Origin of the sequence: Acinetobacter sp. FL, assembly GCF_040744925.1 — a bacterium.
Taxonomy (GTDB): Bacteria; Pseudomonadota; Gammaproteobacteria; order Pseudomonadales; family Moraxellaceae; genus Acinetobacter; species Acinetobacter radioresistens.
Map to the genome: position 1 here is coordinate 2073515 of NZ_CP160437.1, position 21426 is coordinate 2094940.

The following is a 21426-nucleotide window of genomic DNA, read 5'->3' on the forward strand; positions in this document are numbered from 1 at the left end:
GCTTATGCAAAATATTGGGGATAAAATATGAAATTTTCAAAAGTAAAAATTGGAATAATTGCAGCATTACTTTCGGCCTCTACTGCAAGCTTTGCAGCTAAAGATTTTCTCAATGTGTCTTATGATCCAACGCGTGAGCTTTATGATCAGGTAAATAAGCAGTTTGGTGCTTACTGGAAACAACGTACCGGTCAAGACCTGAATTTACGCCAGTCTCATGGCGGTTCAGGTAAGCAGGCACGCTCGGTGATTGATGGACTGGAAGCTGATGTGGTGACTTTGGCACTTGCTGCTGATATCGATGTAATTGCTGAAAAAGCAAAATTATTACCTGCTGACTGGCAGAAAAAATTACCACAGAATTCCACTCCTTATACTTCAACTATTGTATTTCTGGTACGTAAAGGTAATCCGAAGGGAATAAAAGACTGGGGTGACCTGGTAAAACCGGGAGTAGGAATTATTACTCCGAACCCTAAAACATCTGGAGGCGCGCGCTGGAATTATCTGGCAGCCTGGGCATGGGCAAAGCACCAGCCAGGGGGTAATGATGCCAAGGCACAGGAGTTTGTTCGCCAGATTTATAAAAATACCAAAGTGCTTGACTCTGGCGCACGTGGAGCCACTACAACGTTTGCTGAACGTGGTATTGGTGATGTGCTACTGGCTTGGGAAAACGAAGCCTTTCTGGCAGTACGTGAACAGCCTGGCAAGTTTGAAATTATTACGCCCTCTTTATCTATTCTGGCTGAACCGCCTGTAGCGATTGTAGAAAAAAATGCAGCCAAAAAAGGGAATCTGAATGTTGCAAAAGGTTATCTGAACTTCTTGTATTCACCTTATGCACAGGATCTGGTTGCCCGTAATTATTACCGACCACGTAATGAGGCAGTCCTGAAAAAATATAGTAGTACTTTTAAACCGCTGAAGCTGGTTACAATTGATCAGGAATTTGGTGGCTGGAATAAGGTACAAAAGCAGCATTTCGAAAATGGCGGTGTATTTGACCAGATTGTAAAAATCAATAACAGTCAAAAGTAGAGTTCTGTGTAAACCGGGGGATCAGACATGAGTTCAATACATACAGTAATTGTACCGGGCGTAGGTGGCAGTGAATATGAACACTGGCAATCCTGGTTACAAAGACAGCTCAGGTCCTGTTCCCGTGTACAGCAAACAGACTGGAATATGCCAATACTTCAGGAATGGATTGCCCAGTTTGTGAAAACTGTAAGTTTACATCAGGAATCTCTCCAGATTGTAGCGCATAGCTTTGGCTGTCTGACCAGCATCGCCGCACTTGCCGAATATCCCGAGCTGGCACACAGAATCAAAAATCTGGTACTGGTCGCTCCAGCTAATCCTGAACGTTTTGGTGAGGCCGGTTTTGCACGGAACAGTCAATATAACTATGCAGAATATTTTCAAAATCTAAAAATCCGTGTCCCGGCCCAGCTAATCATCAGTGACAATGATCCGTGGTTTAAGCTTGAAGATGCCCAGTTTTTTGCTAATGCCTGGAATCTAAAACCGGTTAGCTTGGGTAAAGTAGGTCATATTAATGTAGCTTCCGGCTTCGGGCCTTTTCCGGAGATTTTCGATTTTTTAATTGCAGAGAAAAACAGCTTAAATATCAATATTACTGATAATGCTGAGTTGTTTTTCAGATTTGCAATTTAAAAGCTCATGAATATGCTTGAGCAGTTTTTTCAGTTTTATTTCACCTGCTTATTTTAAGTGGGCATACTCTCTTTTGAGGAGTTAACATGTTGCAGCGTTCCCGAGTGCTGCCAGGATTTGGTCTTTCTTTAGGCTTTACCCTTGCTTATCTGTCTTTAATTGTTCTAATCCCTCTTTCTGCGGTATTTATCAAGTCGCTAGGTATTGGCTGGGATGGTTTATGGGAAATTCTGAGTTCAGAGCGTATTTTAAAATCTCTGCAGCTCAGTTTTACGACTGCATTGCTGGCCGCTTTTATTAATGTTGTTTTTGGATTACTACTGGCTTGGTGTCTGGTACGTTACAGTTTTCCAGGAAAACGGCTGGTAGATGCCTTGATCGATCTGCCTTTTGCGTTACCTACTGCAGTTGCAGGTATTGCCTTAACTTCTCTTTATGCACCCACTGGCTGGATTGGACAGTATTTGGAGCCTTTAGGCATTCAGGTCGCTTACACCCCTATCGGGATTACACTGGCACTGATTTTTATTGGTCTGCCTTTTGTCGTGCGCACGGTACAACCAGTTTTAAGCGATGTAGAAACTGAACTGGAAGAAGCGGCTTCTGCATTAGGTGCAACCCGTTTTCAGACTATTACTAAAATTATCTTACCTATTCTATTTCCAGCTCTTTTAACCGGTTTTGCACTTGCTTTTGCTCGGGGAGTGGGCGAATACGGCTCTGTAATTTTTATTGCAGGCAATCAGCCTTTTGAAACCGAGATTGCTCCCCTTATGATTATTTCACGGCTGGAAGAGTATGATTATGCGGCTGCGACCACTATTGCTGTGGTTATGCTCTTAATTTCATTTGCGATTTTATTTTTGATTAATCTGTTGCAGGCCTGGGCCAGCCGTCGTACCGGGAGAACTGCAAGATGAGTTTAACCACCAATAGTAATGCACTGGCAGAAAAACTGCAGTCACGCGATGCGACCAGGGAAGCAGCTTGGGTACGCTATCTATTACTCACTATCGGTCTGCTATTTTTTCTAAGCTGTCTGGTTCTTCCTCTTATTCTGGTATTCGTTGAAGCTTTTAAGCAGGGTGTCGGGGTTTACTTTCAGGCGCTGGTCCATCCGGATACTTTATCTGCAGTCAAACTGACTTTATTGACAGCAGCGATTGCAGTACCTCTTAATGTAGTCTTTGGCGTAGCTGCTGCATGGTGTGTAGCCAAATTTAACTTTAGAGGCAAGTCTATTCTGACCACCATTATTGATCTGCCCTTTTCGGTTTCGCCTGTTATTGCCGGTATGATGCTGGTCCTAATTTTTGGATCTCAAGGCTGGCTGGGAGAATGGCTGATAGATAACGATATTAAAATTTTGTATGCCACTCCTGCGATTGTTTTAGCCACAATATTTATTACTGTGCCATTTGTAGCACGTGAACTGATCCCATTAATGGAATCACAAGGTAATGAAGAGGAAGAAGCTGCAATTGTACTGGGTGCGTCTGGCTGGCAGACCTTCTGGAAAGTGACTTTACCCAATATTAAATGGGGTCTGCTTTATGGCGTAATTTTATGTAATGCACGAGCTATGGGTGAATTTGGCGCAGTTTCAGTTGTATCTGGTCACATCCGTGGGGAAACCAATACATTACCCCTGCATGTCGAAATTCTTTATAACGAATATACCTTCAGTGCCGCTTTTGCTGTGTCATCACTACTGGCATTACTGGCAATTGTGACATTAATCCTGAAAACCTGGGTAGAACTCGGGCAGGAAAAACAAGCTAAGCGTAATGATGATTCAGCCTCTTCTTAAGGAATGCCCCCATGAGTATTCAAGTTAAAAATATTGAAAAACACTTTGGTGCATTCCATGCACTAAAAAATATTTCACTCGATTTTCCTGAAGGTCAACTGGTTGCCCTGCTTGGCCCTTCAGGTTGTGGTAAAACGACTTTACTCCGGATTATTGCCGGTCTTGAATCGGCAGACGGCGGACAGGTTCTGCTAGAAGGTAGCGATGCGACTGATGTACATGTTCGTGAACGTCAGGTAGGTTTTGTATTTCAGCATTATGCGCTATTTAGACATATGAGCGTATTTGACAATATTGCTTTTGGCTTGCGTGTACGTCCCCGCAGTACTCGACCATCGGAAGCTGAAATTAAAAAACAGGTAACCCGCCTGTTAGATCTGGTGCAATTAGGATTTCTGGCAGATCGTTATCCAGCCCAACTTTCAGGTGGACAACGTCAGCGTATTGCTTTAGCGCGTGCGCTTGCAGTAGAACCGCGAGTTTTATTACTAGATGAGCCTTTCGGTGCGCTTGACGCGAAAGTTCGTAAAGAGTTACGTCGCTGGTTACGAACTTTACATGACGAACTTCATATCACTTCCATCTTTGTTACCCATGATCAGGAAGAAGCGCTTGAAGTTGCTGATCAAATCGTGGTGATGAATAAAGGTAATATTGAACAGATTGGTTCACCTCGGGAAGTCTATGAGAAACCAGCTACGCCATTCGTATTTGACTTCTTGGGTCAGGCCAACCGTTTTGAAGGGCAATATCAGCAAGGCATTATTCAGATTGGACAAGACCGTATCCAGCTTCCTCATAGTGTAGAAATTGCACAGGGAAAAGTTGTTGCGTTTGCCCGTCCTGATGAATTACGTATTCATGCTCAACCGCAAGATAATACGATTCAGGCAACATTTCTGCGTGAAATCTGGATTGCTGGTAATGTTGTAGCAGAATTGCAGGACCGCAATGGTAATTTGATTGAAATCACGCTTTCACCAGAAGAAGTAAAACAGCACCAGTTCAGGGCACAGCAGAATGTATGGATCAGTGCTTCTGCCCTACACCTGTTTGAAGATCAGGTCGCGTAAATATAATAAAGGGGCTGTATATGCCCCACTCTTTTTTGAGGTAATCCAGATGAACTTTCAGCAACTTAGAATTATTCGGGAAACGGTAAGACAGAATTTCAACCTGACTGAAGCCTCAGCGGCACTCTATACATCACAGTCAGGTGTTAGCAAACACATTAAAGATCTTGAAGATGAACTGGGGGTACAGCTTTTTATTCGTAAAGGTAAGCGTCTGCTAGGTCTGACAGAACCTGGCCAATCTCTTTTGAATATTGTTGAGCGTATGCTGGTCGATGCAGAAAATATCAAGCGGTTGGCTGATGATTTCAACAAAGTTGATGAAGGTACACTTACCATTGCTACCACTCATACCCAAGCGCGTTATGTACTTCCACCGATTGTTAACCAGTTTAAAAAAGCTTTTCCCAAAGTTCATCTCATCCTGCAACAAGCCAGTCCGGTAGAGATTTCAGAAATGCTCTTACAGGGGGAAGCTGATATTGGTATTGCTACAGAATCATTGACAACAGAAGAAAATCTGGCCAGTGTTCCATATTATACATGGGAACACAGCATTATCACTCCACAGCATCATCCTTTAACCCAACTGGAAAATATTCGTCTAGAAGATCTGGCTAACTATCCAATCATTACTTATCATGGCGGTTTTACTGGACGCTCTAAAATTGACAAGGCTTTTGAAGCAGCCAATATTGAAGTTGATATAGTAATGTCTGCACTTGATGCAGATGTTATTAAAACTTATGTAGAACTCGGTATGGGGGTAGGCATTGTTAATAATGTCGCTTATGATGCGGAACGCGACTATCGCTTAAAACAGATTCAAACTGATATTTTTGGTTTAAATACCACTTGGTTAGCAGTTCGTAAGGGACATTTGTTACGTGGTTATGGTTACGAGTTTATTTCGTTGTGTTCACCTGAAGCTGACATAAAAGCACTCAAGAAAGTGGCCTATCCAGAAGAGTAAGTTTTTAAGACAATTTTTAAATTTGATTGAATAATTATAAAAGCAATAAAAAAACGGACCTTAGTCCGTTTTTTTATTGCTGACTGGATTAGAAGCGGAAGCTTACACCCAGTTTAGCTACTGGTAACCATTCATATTTGTTATCATTTTCAATATCACGTTCTTCACGTTCAACTGCTGTAGCAAAGTCAGTACCAGGCTCAGTAGTGATAGCTGTACCAGAAGCTGTCAAGTTGACATTTGGGTTACCATTATAAAATGCACCGATTTCACCAAATACGCCCCAACGGTTAGTAATTGCTGGAGAGAAACCGATACCTACATACGGTGCTAAATTATTTTTATAAGAAAGTTGACCATTAATCCGTGCACCACTAGTACCAGCAACAAAATCAGTTCCATTTACAGTGAAGCCTTCACTAGCACCTATGCGTCGATCCAAGTCGTAATCATTATCTACATAAGCTACCCCAGCAGCCATATAGAACCAGTTTGCCCAAGGACGAATCTCAGCATTTAAGTAAACATTATTGTTATCCATATCGATGTCATAATCTGAGCCATTTACAGATAAGTCATCTGACCAAGAGATATCTCCACCGTTGTAACCTAAAGTTACACCAACATATGGATTGGCATTATATGAAATCGCGCCACCGTAACCAGTAGTACCAACTTCTGCACGTACTGAAGCAGGTTTAAAGAAAGAGAAAGTTGAAACCCCTTCTTCAGTGACAATTATTTCATCAGCTGCCAATGCAGAACCTGCAATAGCACTTAAAACTGTAGCGGTCGCTAAAACTCTTAAAGCTTTCATTATTAATCTCCTCAGAAGAGTTTGTTTTTTAATCTATAATTGTTTCGTGTCTTGTATGTTAGATAAAACCTAAGTGGGTTTTTAGACACAAATTACGTGGTTTCTGTTATTTTTTGATACATTTAACGTTTTTTCTTGTTTTTACATGTTTTTTTGTAAAAATATTTCCAAAAAGCTTCATATTTACTTTACTCGTACCAGAGACCTTTATAGATGAAAAGTTTGCTAGTTTTTGGCTGTTTTTATACACAAATAGTGTAAACTCTCATAAATTTTTTCAGGAAGGAATATCATGACTCAGCTTTCAACTATTATTGAGCAGGCCTTTGAAAACCGCGCCAACTTTACCGCAGCAGATTGTCCGTCAGAAGTGCGTCAAGCTGTAGAAGAAGCTATTGAAGGTCTGGATAACGGTACACTGCGAGTAGCTGAAAAAATTGATGGTGAATGGATTGTTCATCAATGGCTGAAGAAAGCGGTCTTATTATCTTTTAAATTAAATGATAATAAGCCAATCGAATCATGTGACCTGCGTTTTTATGATAAAGTCGAGACCAAATTTTCTGGCTGGACTGAAGAGCAGTTTAAAGAAGCCGGCGTACGTGTAGTGCCACCTGCTGTAGCTCGCCGTGGTAGTTTCCAAGCTAAGAATGTGGTTCTTATGCCTTCTTATGTGAATATTGGTGCTTATGTAGATGAAGGCACAATGGTAGATACATGGGCAACTGTAGGTTCATGCGCACAGATCGGTAAAAATGTTCACTTGTCGGGTGGTGTTGGTATCGGTGGTGTACTTGAACCGCTTCAGGCCAACCCGACTATCATTGAAGATAACTGTTTCATCGGTGCACGTTCTGAAATTGTTGAAGGTGTTATTGTTGAAGAAGGTTCTGTCATTTCAATGGGCGTTTACATCGGCCAATCTACCAAGATTTATGACCGTGAAACTGGCGAAATCCATTATGGCCGTGTTCCTGCAGGTTCAGTTGTTGTACCAGGGAACTTGCCATCTAAAGATGGAACATACAGCCTTTATGCTGCAATTATCGTGAAAAAGGTAGATGCTCAGACACGAGCTAAAACCAGTCTAAATGACCTGCTTCGCGCTGACTAATTTTCTGTCTGTTTAAAGGTCTCTACGGTCATGCCTGATCGTAGAGATTTTTGTTTTTTATAGAAGGTGATATTGGGCTATGAATCCCTTACGTTCTTCCGTTATTCCAGTGTCTGATCCGGCAGCTGGTTTACGTATTACGGAGATTTTTTATTCGTTGCAGGGAGAAGCAAACGCTGCGGGGTTACCAACAGTATTTATTCGTCTGACTGGCTGCCCTTTACGTTGTACCTATTGCGATACGACCTACTCTTTTGAAGGAGGGGTACGTCAGTCACTTGAAGAAATCATTGCAACTGCCCGAAGTTATAATACACCTTACATCTGTGTAACCGGCGGAGAACCGCTGGCACAACCGAATTGTCTGGTTTTACTACAACGTTTATGTGATTTAGGACATAAGGTTTCTTTAGAAACCAGTGGTGCACTCGATGTATCTAAAGTTGATCCACGCGTATCAAAAGTTCTAGACTTAAAAACTCCAAGTTCTGGAGAAGTTATACGTAACTTAATGTCAAATCTAGAATTTCTGACTTCAAATGATCAAATCAAGTTTGTTATCTGTAACCGTGATGATTATCAATGGGCCAAAGAGCAGCTTGCGCTGTACTCCCTAGAACAGAAAGTCAGTACAGTCTGGTTCTCTCCTGCGTTTGCAGTGGAAAAAGGTGCAGCCCAATTACCTAAACTGGCTCGTGAATTAGCACAGTGGATTCTAGATGACCAGCTTCCCGTTCGCTTTCAGTTACAACTACACAAGCTACTTTGGAATGATGAAACTGGCCGTTAATCACGGTACAGAAAGATTGGAGAAACAATATATGCGCTCGCGTGCAATTGTCTTATTATCTGGTGGATTAGATTCAACAACCTGTCTGGCTTGGGCACAGGCACGTTATGAGTGTATCGCTATTAGCTTTATGTATGGTCAGCGTTCAACTACTGAACTGGATGCAGCTAAAGCACTTACTCAGCGTGCCGGCGTAGAACATCGCGTTATTAATATTGACCTGGGCAATCTGGGTGGTTCGGCACTGACAGATCATAATATTGATGTCCCTGTACAGGAACAGTCAGGCATACCCGTAACTTATGTTCCTGCCCGTAACACCATCTTCTTGTCTTATGCCTTGGCAGCTGCAGAAGTATTTGATGCAGAGGCTATAGTAATCGGGATTAATGCCGTAGATTATTCAGGTTATCCGGATTGTCGTCCTGAGTTTATTGAAGCATTTGCCAATATGGCGCGCTTGGCCACTAAAGTGGGAGTAGAAGGCAAACCTTTAAAATTTGAAACACCCCTGTTACATTTATCTAAAGCGAATATTATACGTTTGGGCATTGAACATGGCGTAGACTATAGCCAGACGGTTTCCTGCTATCAGGCAGATGACCAAGGACGTGCTTGTGGACAATGTGATAGCTGCCGACTTCGTAAACAAGGTTTCCAAGAAGCAGGTATTGAAGACCCTACACGTTATATACCGTAATCACCAGGTACAATTTATGAAGAACTTAGCATCAAAACTTTTCCTTTCCTCCCTGTTCTCAGCAGCTACTCTGTTAACAGTAAATACCCATGCTGCAGAAGCAAATCCTCTTCAGCAGGCTTATAAAAGCACAAATGTTAAATCTGCCCTAATCAATGTTTGTAAAACAGAAACAGGTAAAAGCAAGAAACTCTCTGCTGCTGAAGTAAGCAAATACTGTACCTGTGCTGTAGAAGCAGATGGTAAATTGACCAATGCTCAAAAATGGGAAATCCAGAGCACAATTAACCAGAAGAAAAGCCCAAGCAGTTTAGCTTTTGTTCAAAAACAAAATAGTGATTTACAAGCATGCTTCGGTCCACAGTTAACTTCAAAACTGCAAAACCTGACCCAAGAAGCCATGAAATCAGCGCAGGCAAAAAAATAATTGCCTTATTATTTTGCTAGCCACATTCGTGGCTAGTTTTTGGAGAAAACCATGAGTACTGAAGATATTAAATTACCTGACCACGTATTCCCAACCGCAAATGGTGAGATCAACTTATCTGAAGTGCCATCTGCATGGTTGGTTCTCTATTTCTATCCTAAAGATTCTACACCCGGCTGTACTACTCAGGCCCTTGAGTTTACTGAATTAAAAGATCAGTTTGATGCTATGGGCGCTACTGTCGTGGGTATCTCTCGTGATTCAGTCAAATCTCACCAGAATTTTACCAATAAGCAGGAACTGCAAATTGAACTAGTCAGTGATGCAGATGAAATCCTGTGCAAACATTTTGATGTCATTAAAGAAAAAAATATGTATGGCAAAAAAGTTATGGGTATCGAGCGTTCTACCTTCCTGTTCCATAACAACCAGCTAATGAAGAGTTACCGTAAAGTCACCGCAGCTGGTCATGCTGCTCAAGTATTAGATGATATCCGCACAATGAGTGAAGTGGAATAAACCATAAAAACTCTAATAGCAAGCCGGCACTTTAGCCGGCATTTTTATAGATCTGTGGTGTTCAGTCTTACTTGATTTCTTTAAGAAAGGTGTGAAGCAGACTACAGGTGTGTTTTCAAGTTTAACCGGTTCGACATATAAACTCTCTAATATCGCTAAATTATCTAAAGGTTTTAATCTTCATTACTGTATATTGCTATAGTCCTGCTCTTTATATTTTTGCTGTAGCTGACGGTACACCAGACCATGCTGGAAATTCTTCAAAAAATTTTGTGAACCCGCCGGGAAAGCTTCTGTTTTAATTATACCCTGATAATAGGCTTCGCGCAGTGGCGTCGCAGAAATGGCACCTTCCAGACTCTCCAGTTCAACCATCGTCCATTCTGGAAATAGTTTCAGATAATATGATGATGCATCTTTAAAATGGCCGATCAGACCAATTTTAGAGCCAGTTTGAACCACCTGATTAACTAAAGCTTTAACCTGCTTTACCCATTTTTCATCATTGTAGACATCAATGACATGAACAAAAATAATTCGCTTCTGATCTTCTGGTGAAAAGTTGGACAATATCATTTCTTCACGTTCAGAAGCTGTGAATGGATTTTTGAGATTCCGTTCATTTTGAGCTGAACCCAAAGCCAGAATCACATACTGACTTTGACTTAAGGCAACCTGTACCGTCTGCAAATGTGCATAATGAAAAGGCTGAAAACGCCCGATGAAGACAAGATAATCAAAAGTATATGACATAAGTTCTGAGCTTTAATGACTCATCAGTTGCATTTTCAAAAAAGATATGCGACATAATAAGCCATAATAAAATCATGATTTAAAGCATGGATAGTACGATGACATTAAGCTGTATACAACAACCACATCAACATTTAAAAGCAAAACTGGATCACGGAATTCTTACGCTGGCTATTGACCGGCCTGAAGCCAAGAATGCCTTATATGGTGAGCTTTATTTATGGATTGCTCAGGCACTTGATGAAGCAGATATTTCTAGTGATGTACGTGTAGTAATATTTCGTGGCTTAAATGATGACTTTACTGCAGGAAATGACATGAAAGATTTCATGCAATTTACCCAGCAGCCTTTACAGGATAAAGCAGGCAATATGCCCCCTTTTGTCTTGCTTAAATCAGCAGCAAAATTTTCAAAGCCTTTAATTGTAGCGGTTAAGGGGGTAGCTATTGGTATAGGAGTAACTATACTGTTGCATGCCGATCTGGTCTACAGTGATGATGATGCTATTTTCCAGATTCCATTTGTAAGTTTAGGTCTTTCTCCAGAAGGCGCAGCAAGCCAGCTTCTTGTTAAGCAAGCAGGCTACCATCGTGCTGCTGAACTGCTGTTTAGTGCTAAAAAATTCACAGCAAAAACTGCCGAACAGGTAGGCTTGGTCAATCGTGTGATTAAGGATGACATCTATGAAGATGCCAAAATTATTAACCTGATTATTGAAAATGATGTTTATGATTATGCTCACAAAGCTGCCGAATATCTGACCCAGTTACCGCTTGCCTCCCTTAAACAGACTAAAGCGCTCATGAAAAAAGATTTAGCTAATATTATTGAGTGCATTGATGAAGAAGCTGAAATTTTTATGCAGCGCGTTAAATCTCCTGAAATGATGGAAGCTGTACAGGCTTTTATGCAAAAACGTAAACCTGACTTTACACAGTTCAATTAAGTTTTATGCTCAAATCTGGATACATGAGATGTGTCCAGATTTTTTGTTGTCTATACTCCTCTGCCTCTGAGGATTTTCTCTAAATCTTCCTATTGAACTGTTTAATTATGCCAAATACTGAAAATTATACCCAAGACAGTGAACAGCCAGAAAAGAAACGTTACTATGAACCTGCACCTCAGGATATTGACGTTGAGCAGTTCAAAAAAGTTGTAGAAAGTCGCCGTTCAGTACGCAAGTTTACTGACAAGCCCATTCCAGAAGATGTGCTGGATGCATGTCTGGATTTAGCCTTACTGGCACCCAATTCATCCAACCTGCAACCATGGACCTTTTATGTAGTTCAAGATCCTGATAAAAAACAGCAGCTGATAAAAGCCTGTATGAGCCAGCTCGCTGCCAAAACTGCATCTGAACTGATTGTCTGTGTTGCACGTACAGATCGCATTGATGAAATGGCAAAACGTAATGTCAATGAATTTCCTTTTCCAGAAGCGCCGCCAGCAATCAAGAAATACTACAAATATATTCCGTATAACTATAAAACGGGCTATTTGAATGCTTTTGGCAACTTTAAGAAAGTTGCTTTTAAAGTGGCGCGCAGTCTGGATAAGCAGATGCCAGTCTCTGCATTTAGTCCTGCAGATGCCAAACTCTGGGCAAGCAAGACCACAGCGCTGGCATGTGAAAATCTGGTACTGGCTTTACGTGCCTACAGTTTTGACAGTTGCATGATGGAAGGTTTTGATGAGCCGATGGTACGCCAGATTTTGGAACTAAATGACCAGCAATATCCAATCATGGTGATTGCTGCAGGTGAACGGGCCAAAGATGGTGTATTCTTTCCACAGTACCGTTTTGATCGCGAACTTTTTATACAAAAAATTTAAAAAGTTTTCATGAGCGTCATCGAGTACAAGTAAGTAAAATAGGTTTTCTTGCTTCTGCTTACTTTATTAATAAAAGTAAGCAGACAAGTATAAACAAGTTATTTTGTATAGAGCGGTAAGTAGGCTAAGGTAATAGATTTTAAAAGGAAGTTTTTCTTAAAATAAAACCTGCTTCAATCGCCTATTGCAGCTTTAGCTTGTTCATAAAGATGCTGAAAACAGCTCTGCTATTGTATGTTGAGAAGTTGAATAAACTCGAATGCTGGTTCTTCATAAGGGTGGCTGTTCTTTAGCGCCCGAGCAACAGCAGCAGCTTTTTCTTCAGGTACAATTGATTCTACCCGCCATTCCTCTACTTGTTCAATTTTTCCGACCTGACCAATATGTGGGTCCGCTCCTTGCATTGGTCTAAACTGCCCAATTCCCTTTACCTGCCATACACAATGTTCATAATCTCCTATTCCTCCTGCTCCGGCGGCAAAGATTGCTTGTTTGGTAGAATCCAGATACTCATCAGGAACGAAGTAAATCAGCTTTAACATAGAACCTCCTTTTTGTTATCTCTATCTTTAATATCGTATAGCCAACGTTATTGTCACTAGGCAAGCTGAATAAATTACCGAATAGTAAAAAAATTCATGACAATCTCAGGATTATTTTATGGCAACAGTACTAATTACAGGTGCGGGCACTGGCTTTGGTAAAGGCGCAGCATTTCTCTTGGCAAAGAATTATCAAGTGATTGCAGGTGTCGAGATTGCAGCACAGATTTTTAGTCTGGAACAGGAAGCTAAGGCTCAGGGACTTGATAATATTCGCTTTGAAAAGCTTGATATTGCAGATCCAAAAGATCGTGAAAAAGCTGCAGCTTGGGACATTGATGTCTTGGTTAATAATGCAGGGATTTCAAAAGCCGGCTCTTTGGTCGATATACCTGAGAAAAATTTGCGTGAACAATTTGAAGTGAACGTTTTCGGCACAATGCTGTTAACACAAGAGTTCGCTCGTAAAATGGTAGATAAACATAGCGGAAAAATTATTTTCATTTCAAGTGTTGCCGGACTTTCTGCCGGGCCCCTGATTGGAGCTTATTCAGCCTCCAAACATGCGATTGAAGCATTTGCCAAAGCACTGGATGGTGAACTGCAAGAATTTGGCGTACAGGTTGCAACTGTAAATCCGGGACCTTTTTTCACAGGCTTCAATGACCGGATGTTTGAAGACTGGAAAACTTGGGGAAACAACCCTGAAGAGTGGATCTTTGATTACTCTCAAATGGCCTTTCCTCATGAACAGTTTGATCCTGAAATAGTTTATCAGGTTATTGCTGACGTCGTTGAAGGTAAAAGTGATCTGTTTAGAAATGTTGTGCCTCAGGAGATGAATGATCAGTTACAGAAATCTGAAGATGAACTCTGGACCAAAAAAGTGAGTACCGACAAGAAACGTCATCCACAAGTTGAAAAGGCTTATGAGCTTGAGCCCTATACCAAGGCATCTGAGGATAAATAGTCAAAAGTTTTTTTATAAAAAAAAGCCACCTGAGGTGGCTTTTTTATATGTGTATAATTAACCGATAAACTTGCGAGCATTACGGAACATGCGTAACCATGCTCCATCTTCCTTCCACTCTTCCGGTTTCCATGAATGCTGGATCGCACGGAAAGTACGCTCTGGATGTGGCATCATAATAGTCGCGCGTCCATCTCTAGAGGTTACACCAGTCACTGCTTCTGGAGAACCGTTCGGGTTAAGAGGATACTGCTGGGTCGGGTTGCCATGGCTATCGACATAACGCAGAGCAATTTGACCATTAGCATTCAGACTACTCAAGCTGTCATCAGAAATTACTGCACGACCTTCACCATGTGCAACGGCTATTGGCAGAATAGAACCTTCCATTCCTTCTAACACTACAGAATTTGATTTTTCTACTCGTACGTTTACAGTACGGGCTTCAAATACTTCAGAAGTATTACGGTGAAAACGTGGCCAGTTTTCTGCGCCAGGTATCAACGGCGCCAACTGTGACAACATTTGACAACCATTACAGATCCCTAAAGAGAATGTTTCTTCACGATGGAAAAACTGCTCGAACTGGTCACGCAACTTGGTATTAAACAGGACTGATTTTGCCCAGCCTCCACCTGCTCCAAGCACATCACCATAAGAGAAACCACCACAGGTTACCAGACCTTCGAATTCATCCAGACTTACGCGACCAGCTAAAAGGTCACTCATATGCACATCGATACTGTTGAAACCCACTTTATCAAATGCCGCGGCCATTTCAACATGTCCGTTTACACCCTGTTCACGCAGAATTGCCATATTTGGACGGCGCGTATTGATAAATGGTGCTTCAATTGGCTCATTTAAGTCAAAGGTTGGTTTAGCAATAATACCTTGATGGTCAGCATTGGTAATCAGTGAATATTCCTGATCTGCCGTTTCAACATTATCACGTAAACGTTGAATCTGATGAGAAACCTCCGACCAGGCCTGCTGCAAGTCAGAACGTGCCAGCGTTAAACCATTTACATTTAAAGTATCGGTCGTATTTACCGAACCAATCAGGCTGATAGCATCTTTAAGTAGAGACTCGGAAATTTCTGCCTGCAATGCTTCCCAATCAGTGGCCTTAAGTTGTAATACTGCACCAATTTCTTCTGCAAACAGACTTTCAACTGACTGCTCTTCTAGTGCAACACCCAGACGTGAGGCGAACATCATTTCTGTGACAGTTGCCAGCAGGCCACCATCACCGATGTCATGATATGCCTGAATCAGGCCACGATTGTTCCAATCCTGAATCAATGCAAAAAACGCTTTAAACTCATCAAAGTTATCTACATCTGGTGTAACTGTACCGATTGCTTTATAAACCTGTGCCAAAATAGAACCACCCAGACGGAACTGGCCTTTAGACAGATCAATACGTACCAGTACTGAATCTTTAAGTTTCTTCAGCTCGGGCGTCATGGTTTTACGCACATCACCAACAGGTGCAAATGCTGTAATCACACCGGTCATTGGAGAAGTTACAGCTTTATCTTCACCATTATCATTCCAAGTGGTACGCATGGAAAGTGAATCTTTACCAACTGGAATTGCAATTCCTAAGGCTGGGCACATTTCCATACCGATCGCTTTTACACCTTCAAACAGGGCCTGATCTTCACCTTTTTGGCCTGCTGCAGCCATCCAGTTGGCAGAAAGCTTGATATCACTAATCTGTTCAATATTGGCACAAGCAATGTTGGTAATTGCTTCTGCTACTGCCAGACGTGCTGATGCTGCCGGATTCAGTAAAGCTACAGGAGGACGCTCTCCCATTGCCATTGCTTCACCCGTATAGCCTTGCAGGCTGGTCGTAGTTACTGCTGCATCAGCGACAGGAACCTGCCAAGGCCCTACCATCTGGTCACGCGCAACCATACCGGTAATTGAGCGGTCACCAATGGTGATGAGGAAAGATTTTGAAGCAACTGTCGGATTTTTCAAAACACGGAAAATTGCATCGTTTAAATCAACTTTTGAGGCATCAAAATCATTACCCTGACGAGGCGCTGTCTCATAAGAACGCTGCATGCGTGGTGTGCCGCCCAGCATAACCTGCATCGGCATATCTACCGGTTTGTTCGCAAATAGCGGGTCTTCAACCGTAAGATGACGTGCCTCCGTTGCTTCACCCAGTACAGCAAATGGACAGCGTTCACGAGCACAGATTTCTTCAAATTGCTGCAGAGATTCTGGACGGATTGCCAGTACATAACGCTCCTGAGCTTCATTCGACCAGATTTCCATTGGCGACATACCTGACTCAAGCGAAGGAATCTTGCGCAGATTAAGTACAGCCCCCAGTTCATGGTCATTGACCAATTCAGGCATGGCATTAGATAAACCACCCGCGCCAACGTCATGAATAGAAACAATCGGGTTGAAATCTTCCAGACGCCAGCAGGTATCAATCACTTCCTGACAACGGCGTTCCATTTCAGGGTTTTCACGCTGTACCGAAGCAAAATCAAGATTTTCTCCCATCGTACCACTGTCAACAGAAGATGCTGCACCACCACCTAAACCGATCAACATAGCTGGCCCACCGAGTACAATCAGCAGGTCACCCGGTTGAATCGCATCTTTTTCAACATGGTCAGGACGAATATTGCCATAACCGCCAGCAATCATGATGGGTTTATGAAATCCTTTAACTTCACCGTTTACATTTTGCTCAAAAGTACGGAAATAGCCATTTAATGCAGGACGACCGAACTCATTATTAAATGCAGCACCACCCAGCGGGCCTTCAATCATGATCTGCAACGGAGAAGCCATACGAGATGGCTTACCATAATTTTCTTCCCAAGGCTGTTCAAAGCCAGGGATATTGAGGTTAGACACAGTAAAGCCGGTTAAACCTGCTTTTGGCTTACCTCCACGGCCTGTTGCGCCTTCATCACGGATTTCGCCACCTGAGCCTGTAGCTGCACCAGCAAATGGAGAAATCGCTGTTGGGTGATTATGGGTTTCTACCTTCATTAAAATATGGGCAGCCTGACTTTTATATTTATACACATAATGACCACTTTCATCCTGTTTTGGATAAAAGCGTTGTGTGTCATAGCCTACAATTACAGAGGCATTATCTTTATAAGCAGACAGAACATCGGTTGGAGATTCTTTATAAGTATTTTTGATCATTTGAAACAAGGATAATGGCTGTTTTTCACCATCTACTGTCCATTCTGATCCAAAGATTTTATGACGGCAATGTTCAGAGTTAGCCTGAGCAAACATCATCAGCTCAATATCATTCGGATTACGGCCCATATTAGTAAAAGCTTGGGTCAGATAATCAATCTCTTCATCAGACAGGGCAAAACCAAACTCATTATTGGCTTTAACCAGTGCCTCTTTACCTTGCCCTAAAATATCAATTGAATTTAAAGGTTTTGGTGCAGTCTCATTAAATAGCGCCTGTGCATCTTCAATCTGAGCAAATACACTTTCGGTCATACGGTCATGCAGAGCCAGTTTCACATCAGCAGAAACCTCAGGAATTCCTTTTAAAGTATAAAGAATCCCGCGTTCCAGACGATGCACAGGCACATTACAGTTCTTGAAAATATCAGTCGCTTTAGATGACCATGGCGAAATGGTTCCCACGCGTGGTGTTACCAGAATTTGTATTTCATCATCTGAAACTTGGCGCAATTCAAAGATTTCACCATCATTCAGAAGTTGCAAAGCAGATTGATGCTGCTGCTCGCTGAGCGCTTGATCAAACAGATAAACCCACTGGCTGTCAAAAGATTGAACAGAACTAATTGACGCTAAACGTGATAATAGTTGAGTTTTCTTGAAAGAAGAATGTGCTGGTGCACCGGCCACGATAAACATGCTGATTTTGGCTCCACGGGCAGGCCTGAGCGACCATGCCGCAATGTGACTTGAAGAGAGCGCATATTCTACTGTGAAAGCCTATTTGGGGCTAGTGATAAAGCCATGAAAAGCTCATTTTCCTACGCTTTATTTTAAAAAAATAAGAGCTTAACCTTCGCCTAGCTCTTATCATCTCGGTGTTCAAGCATACTATTCACAGATTAAAAATAAATTTTCTTACTTCATGTAATTTTTAAATACTGTATAATTTTCAAACTATTCCAGAGTTAAAAATATAAAAATTTACTGTAATTTTCAGCTATTTCTGATGTCTAATCTGGTACTAGATGCGATATTTAGGAAATTTATCAGGGTACTGCTTTTATGAATACTTTAGAGACTTAAGTTAAACGCAATTTTAAATGACTCTTCTGTCTGCCAACCAAAAGGCCAAGCTCGGCTGAATATAAAACACCTGAGCCAAGCCCGACAATTACTGTCGCTTCTGGCTGGCGAATTATAGGATTTTTTGGCATGATCAGGTTTTGAATCAACTGAATAATCATAAATGGAACAAATGCGTTGGTTAGAGCTTCTCTCGGCGGTGCGTCTGGGAAGTAAAAAGAGTACTTCAGAACTGGCCCGTAGCCCTTTTCATAAAGATTATGACCGTATTATTTTTTCGCAAAGCTTTAGACAGTTAAACCGCAAGACCCAAGTGCACCCGCTTACCCAGCATGATGGTATCCATACCCGTCTGACCCACTCACTGGAGGTATCATGTATTGGCCGTTCAATGGGCATGCTTGCAGCTGAGAAAATCAAGGATGAGTTACCGGTATGGATTTCCCCAGCAGATGTAGGAGCCATTATTCAGGCTGCGTGTCTGGCCCATGATATTGGTAACCCGCCCTTTGGACATGCAGGTGAATATGCGATTCGGGAATGGTTTGATGACGCATCTCATAATGACTTGCTGAGAGAATTAACTCCTGAGCAGGAAGCCGACGTCCGTCAGTTTGAAGGTAATGCACAGGGACTGCGTCTGCTCACCCGAATTGATTATCATCCGGATGATGGTGGAATGCGCCTGACTTATGCGACTTTGGGCGCTTATTTAAAATATCCCTGGCTGTCTAAACGCATTGATGACCAGCCATCACACCAACGGGCCAAGTTCGGCTGCTATCAGTCTGAAAAAGAAATTTTAAAGCAGATTGCCGAACAGCTTGGACTGATTCAGCTCAGTGATTATCATTATTGCCGCCATCCACTTACTTATCTACTAGAAGCGGCGGATGATATCTGTTATGCCCTGATCGACCTGGAAGATGGCATTATTTTAAATATGCTGAGTTATGAAGAAGTCGAGCCGATTTTTCTGAATCTGATTGCAGATTATGGCCAGCCAGAAGAACTGAATTTTGAGAATACCACCTGGCAGCAAAAAATCGCGGCCTTACGTGGTCGGGCCATGAAACGTCTGGTAGATGAAGTAACTTCTGCTTTTGCACGCCATCATTTTGAAATTTTAACTGGCCAGCTTAAAGGCAGCTTGTTGCAATATTGCCCCAAAGATATTTGTGAAGGTATAGAAACTGCCAAGAATATGGCCCGAAACAAGATTTTTGAGCACCGGCAGAAATCAGATCTAGAAATTATCGCGCATATGAGCTTGCAGCACATTCTGGATGCTTTTGTTCCTTTAACATTGCCACAAAAGTCTTTAAGCTTTAAAGAGCGGCGTCTGATGACAATTTTACAGGAGTTTGGGGCCAATTTTCAGACTGATCATTACCAGAACATTATGCAGGTACTGGATATTATCAGTAAGTTTTCAGATCATCAGGCATATGAACTGGCCCAAGCCTTACAGGGTCGCCGTACTACTTTTCTTTAATTCAGGAATATAAACTCAAAATGATCGGTTGTTTAATTGGTGAAGTATTTGCACTGGAAGCTCCTACCGTACTTTTAAATGTTAATGGTGTAGGTTATGAAATTGACGCCCCGCTTTCTACATTTTGCCAATTACAAAAAGGCCAGAAAGTTACATTGTGGACTCATCTGGTAGTACGTGAAGATGCTCAACAACTTTACGGTTTTAGTAATGCCCAGGAAAAAACTATTTTCCGTACCTTACTCAAAGTTAATGGTGTTGGTCCGAAAATGGCTCTTGGTATTCTTTCTACCTTAAGTGTAGAACTGCTGGTGCATACGATTGAACATGATGACCTGAACACACTGGTTAAAATCCCTGGTGTTGGCAAGAAGACTGCCGAGCGTTTAATGATTGAATTGCGTGACCGTTTCAAAACACTGGCACAGGCAGCAACTACCAGTAGCACTGCCCTGCCGCAAATCCAGTTCATTGCCAACTCTCCGATTGCCGAAGCAGAAGCCGCTCTGCAGTCACTGGGCTATAAACCGCAAGAAGCACAAAAAGCTGTAGCTGCAGTAAAAGGTGACTTCAGTGAATCAGCCGATTTGATCCGTGCTGCACTTAAGTCAATGATGAAATAAATTAAGTAGATAACAAGCTCATGCAAGACCGACTTATTAGTGGTTCAGAAAAACCAGAAGATCATTTTGATCGTGCCATCCGCCCAACCTCACTGGATGACTATATTGGTCAGCCGGTAGTACGTGAGCAAATGGAAATCTTTATCGGTGCGGCGCGTGGTCGTGGTGAAGCACTAGACCATACCTTAATCTTTGGCCCGCCGGGATTGGGTAAAACTACCCTAGCTAATATTATTGCCCGGGAAATGGGTGGAAATCTCAAATCCACGTCAGGGCCGGTACTGGAACGCGCGGGTGATCTGGCAGCAATGCTGACCAACCTCGAAGAAGGTGATGTACTGTTTATCGATGAGATTCATCGACTTTCCCCGGTAATTGAAGAAATTCTGTATCCGGCGATGGAAGACTATCAACTGGATATCATGATTGGCGAAGGACCAGCTGCCCGTTCAATCAAGCTGGACCTGCCGCCTTTTACGCTGGTTGCTGCCACTACTCGTGCCGGATTACTGACTTCGCCCCTGCGTGACCGTTTTGGTATCGTACAGCGTCTGGAATTTTATTCAGTAGAAGACCTGACACATATTGTAACGCGCTCAGCCAGTCTCATGGATGTACCAATTACTGAAGAAGGTTCACGTGAGGTCGCACGCCGTGCCCGCGGAACACCCCGTATTGCCAATCGGCTGTTGCGTCGTGTTCGTGATTATGCTCAGGTAAAAGGTACTGGAGAAGTAACTCAGGAAATGGCGCAGCGCGCACTAGATATGCTGAATGTCGATAAAGATGGATTAGATACGCTGGATCGTCGGTATTTAAGCATGCTACTTGAACGATTTGACGGCGGGCCTGCCGGTGTAGAAGCACTTGCTGCAGCAATGGCAGAAGATTCAGGGACATTAGAAGACGTGATTGAACCTTATCTGATTCAACAAGGTTATGCCATGCGTACTGCGCGCGGCCGTATCGCGACCAATATGGCTTACTTGCAGTTCGGTATGACCCCACCAGAACCAAAACATTAA

General features: G+C 42.3%; 22 protein-coding genes. 17 read left to right on the forward strand and 5 right to left on the reverse strand.

Annotated features, from left to right (window positions below):
• Positions 1-27 precede the first annotated feature (27 nt).
• From ABZP31_RS09660 to ABZP31_RS09685, 6 genes are all read left to right on the forward strand, one after another.
• The gene (locus ABZP31_RS09660; protein ID WP_005027021.1) at positions 28-1041 is read left to right on the forward strand and encodes a sulfate ABC transporter substrate-binding protein; all 1014 of its coding nucleotides are present in this window, start codon (positions 28-30) and stop codon (positions 1039-1041) included.
• 27 nt (positions 1042-1068) lie between these two features.
• The gene (locus tag ABZP31_RS09665) at positions 1069-1680 is read left to right on the forward strand and encodes an alpha/beta hydrolase (protein WP_005019350.1); all 612 of its coding nucleotides are present in this window, start codon (positions 1069-1071) and stop codon (positions 1678-1680) included.
• Positions 1681-1766: 86 nt separating this feature from the next.
• Positions 1767-2600: a sulfate ABC transporter permease subunit CysT gene (gene cysT, locus ABZP31_RS09670; protein WP_005019345.1), complete on the forward strand. Its 834-nt coding sequence runs from the start codon at positions 1767-1769 to the stop codon at positions 2598-2600.
• Positions 2597-3490 (forward strand): sulfate ABC transporter permease subunit CysW, encoded by an 894-nt coding sequence (cysW, locus tag ABZP31_RS09675; protein WP_005019344.1) that lies wholly within the window; start codon positions 2597-2599, stop codon positions 3488-3490. Before cysT ends, cysW begins: the two co-directional genes overlap by 4 nt.
• 11 nt (positions 3491-3501) lie before the next feature.
• Complete coding sequence (locus ABZP31_RS09680) at positions 3502-4563, forward strand: sulfate ABC transporter ATP-binding protein (RefSeq protein WP_101235137.1); 1062 nt, start codon at positions 3502-3504, stop codon at positions 4561-4563.
• A gap of 49 nt (positions 4564-4612) precedes the next feature.
• Positions 4613-5536: a CysB family HTH-type transcriptional regulator gene (locus ABZP31_RS09685; RefSeq protein WP_005019342.1), complete on the forward strand. Its 924-nt coding sequence runs from the start codon at positions 4613-4615 to the stop codon at positions 5534-5536.
• An 88-nt stretch (positions 5537-5624) separates the two neighbouring features.
• On the opposite strand, the gene carO is transcribed toward ABZP31_RS09685, so the two are convergent.
• Complete coding sequence (carO, locus tag ABZP31_RS09690; protein ID WP_005019341.1) at positions 5625-6353, reverse strand: ornithine uptake porin CarO; 729 nt, start codon at positions 6351-6353, stop codon at positions 5625-5627.
• A gap of 292 nt (positions 6354-6645) precedes the next feature.
• On the opposite strand from carO, the gene dapD reads away from it, so the two are divergent.
• The 5 genes from dapD to ABZP31_RS09715 all read left to right on the forward strand — a co-directional run bounded on the left by dapD (position 6646) and on the right by ABZP31_RS09715 (position 9903).
• Entirely contained in the window at positions 6646-7467 is an 822-nt protein-coding gene (gene dapD, locus ABZP31_RS09695; RefSeq protein WP_005019340.1) for a 2,3,4,5-tetrahydropyridine-2,6-dicarboxylate N-succinyltransferase, read from the forward strand.
• A 79-nt stretch (positions 7468-7546) separates the two neighbouring features.
• Complete coding sequence (queE, locus tag ABZP31_RS09700; RefSeq protein WP_005027030.1) at positions 7547-8257, forward strand: 7-carboxy-7-deazaguanine synthase QueE; 711 nt, start codon at positions 7547-7549, stop codon at positions 8255-8257.
• 31 nt (positions 8258-8288) lie between these two features.
• Positions 8289-8957 carry a 7-cyano-7-deazaguanine synthase QueC gene (gene queC / locus ABZP31_RS09705; RefSeq protein WP_005019336.1) on the forward strand — a complete coding sequence of 223 codons (669 nt, stop codon included), beginning with the start codon at positions 8289-8291 and terminating at the stop codon, positions 8955-8957.
• A 16-nt stretch (positions 8958-8973) separates the two neighbouring features.
• Positions 8974-9384 (forward strand): hypothetical protein, encoded by a 411-nt coding sequence (locus ABZP31_RS09710; protein WP_005019333.1) that lies wholly within the window; start codon positions 8974-8976, stop codon positions 9382-9384.
• 51 nt (positions 9385-9435) lie between these two features.
• Positions 9436-9903 carry a peroxiredoxin gene (locus ABZP31_RS09715; protein ID WP_005027032.1) on the forward strand — a complete coding sequence of 156 codons (468 nt, stop codon included), beginning with the start codon at positions 9436-9438 and terminating at the stop codon, positions 9901-9903.
• Positions 9904-10086: 183 nt separating this feature from the next.
• Here the strand turns inward: ABZP31_RS09715 and ABZP31_RS09720 are convergent, their stop codons facing one another.
• The gene (locus ABZP31_RS09720; protein ID WP_005019331.1) at positions 10087-10656 is read right to left on the reverse strand and encodes a nicotinate-nicotinamide nucleotide adenylyltransferase; all 570 of its coding nucleotides are present in this window, start codon (positions 10654-10656) and stop codon (positions 10087-10089) included.
• A gap of 98 nt (positions 10657-10754) precedes the next feature.
• Between ABZP31_RS09720 and ABZP31_RS09725 the strand changes: the two genes are divergently transcribed.
• Positions 10755-11603: an enoyl-CoA hydratase-related protein gene (locus tag ABZP31_RS09725; RefSeq protein WP_005404416.1), complete on the forward strand. Its 849-nt coding sequence runs from the start codon at positions 10755-10757 to the stop codon at positions 11601-11603.
• Between the two features lie 107 nt (positions 11604-11710).
• Entirely contained in the window at positions 11711-12493 is a 783-nt protein-coding gene (locus ABZP31_RS09730; RefSeq protein ID WP_034675454.1) for a nitroreductase family protein, read from the forward strand.
• Positions 12494-12720: 227 nt separating this feature from the next.
• Here the strand turns inward: ABZP31_RS09730 and ABZP31_RS09735 are convergent, their stop codons facing one another.
• Entirely contained in the window at positions 12721-13035 is a 315-nt protein-coding gene (locus tag ABZP31_RS09735; protein ID WP_005027041.1) for an NIF3 1, read from the reverse strand.
• A gap of 118 nt (positions 13036-13153) precedes the next feature.
• Between ABZP31_RS09735 and ABZP31_RS09740 the strand changes: the two genes are divergently transcribed.
• Positions 13154-14005 carry an SDR family oxidoreductase gene (locus ABZP31_RS09740; RefSeq protein ID WP_026443949.1) on the forward strand — a complete coding sequence of 284 codons (852 nt, stop codon included), beginning with the start codon at positions 13154-13156 and terminating at the stop codon, positions 14003-14005.
• Positions 14006-14062: 57 nt separating this feature from the next.
• Here ABZP31_RS09740 and purL read toward each other — a convergent pair whose 3' ends face one another.
• On the reverse strand, positions 14063-17896 hold the full coding sequence (purL, locus tag ABZP31_RS09745) for a phosphoribosylformylglycinamidine synthase (protein ID WP_367156794.1): 3834 nt from the start codon (positions 17894-17896) through the stop codon (positions 14063-14065).
• 383 nt (positions 17897-18279) lie between these two features.
• Entirely contained in the window at positions 18280-18444 is a 165-nt protein-coding gene (locus ABZP31_RS09750; protein WP_248114887.1) for a hypothetical protein, read from the reverse strand.
• Positions 18445-18446: 2 nt separating this feature from the next.
• Between ABZP31_RS09750 and ABZP31_RS09755 the strand changes: the two genes are divergently transcribed.
• The 3 genes from ABZP31_RS09755 to ruvB are packed head-to-tail and all read left to right on the forward strand — an operon-like array spanning position 18447 to position 21426.
• Positions 18447-19778, forward strand: coding sequence for a deoxyguanosinetriphosphate triphosphohydrolase (locus tag ABZP31_RS09755; protein WP_248133830.1), 1332 nt, complete (start codon positions 18447-18449; stop codon positions 19776-19778).
• Positions 19779-19798: 20 nt separating this feature from the next.
• Positions 19799-20401: a Holliday junction branch migration protein RuvA gene (gene ruvA / locus ABZP31_RS09760; protein ID WP_005027046.1), complete on the forward strand. Its 603-nt coding sequence runs from the start codon at positions 19799-19801 to the stop codon at positions 20399-20401.
• 20 nt (positions 20402-20421) lie between these two features.
• The gene (ruvB, locus tag ABZP31_RS09765) at positions 20422-21426 is read left to right on the forward strand and encodes a Holliday junction branch migration DNA helicase RuvB (protein ID WP_005027049.1); all 1005 of its coding nucleotides are present in this window, start codon (positions 20422-20424) and stop codon (positions 21424-21426) included.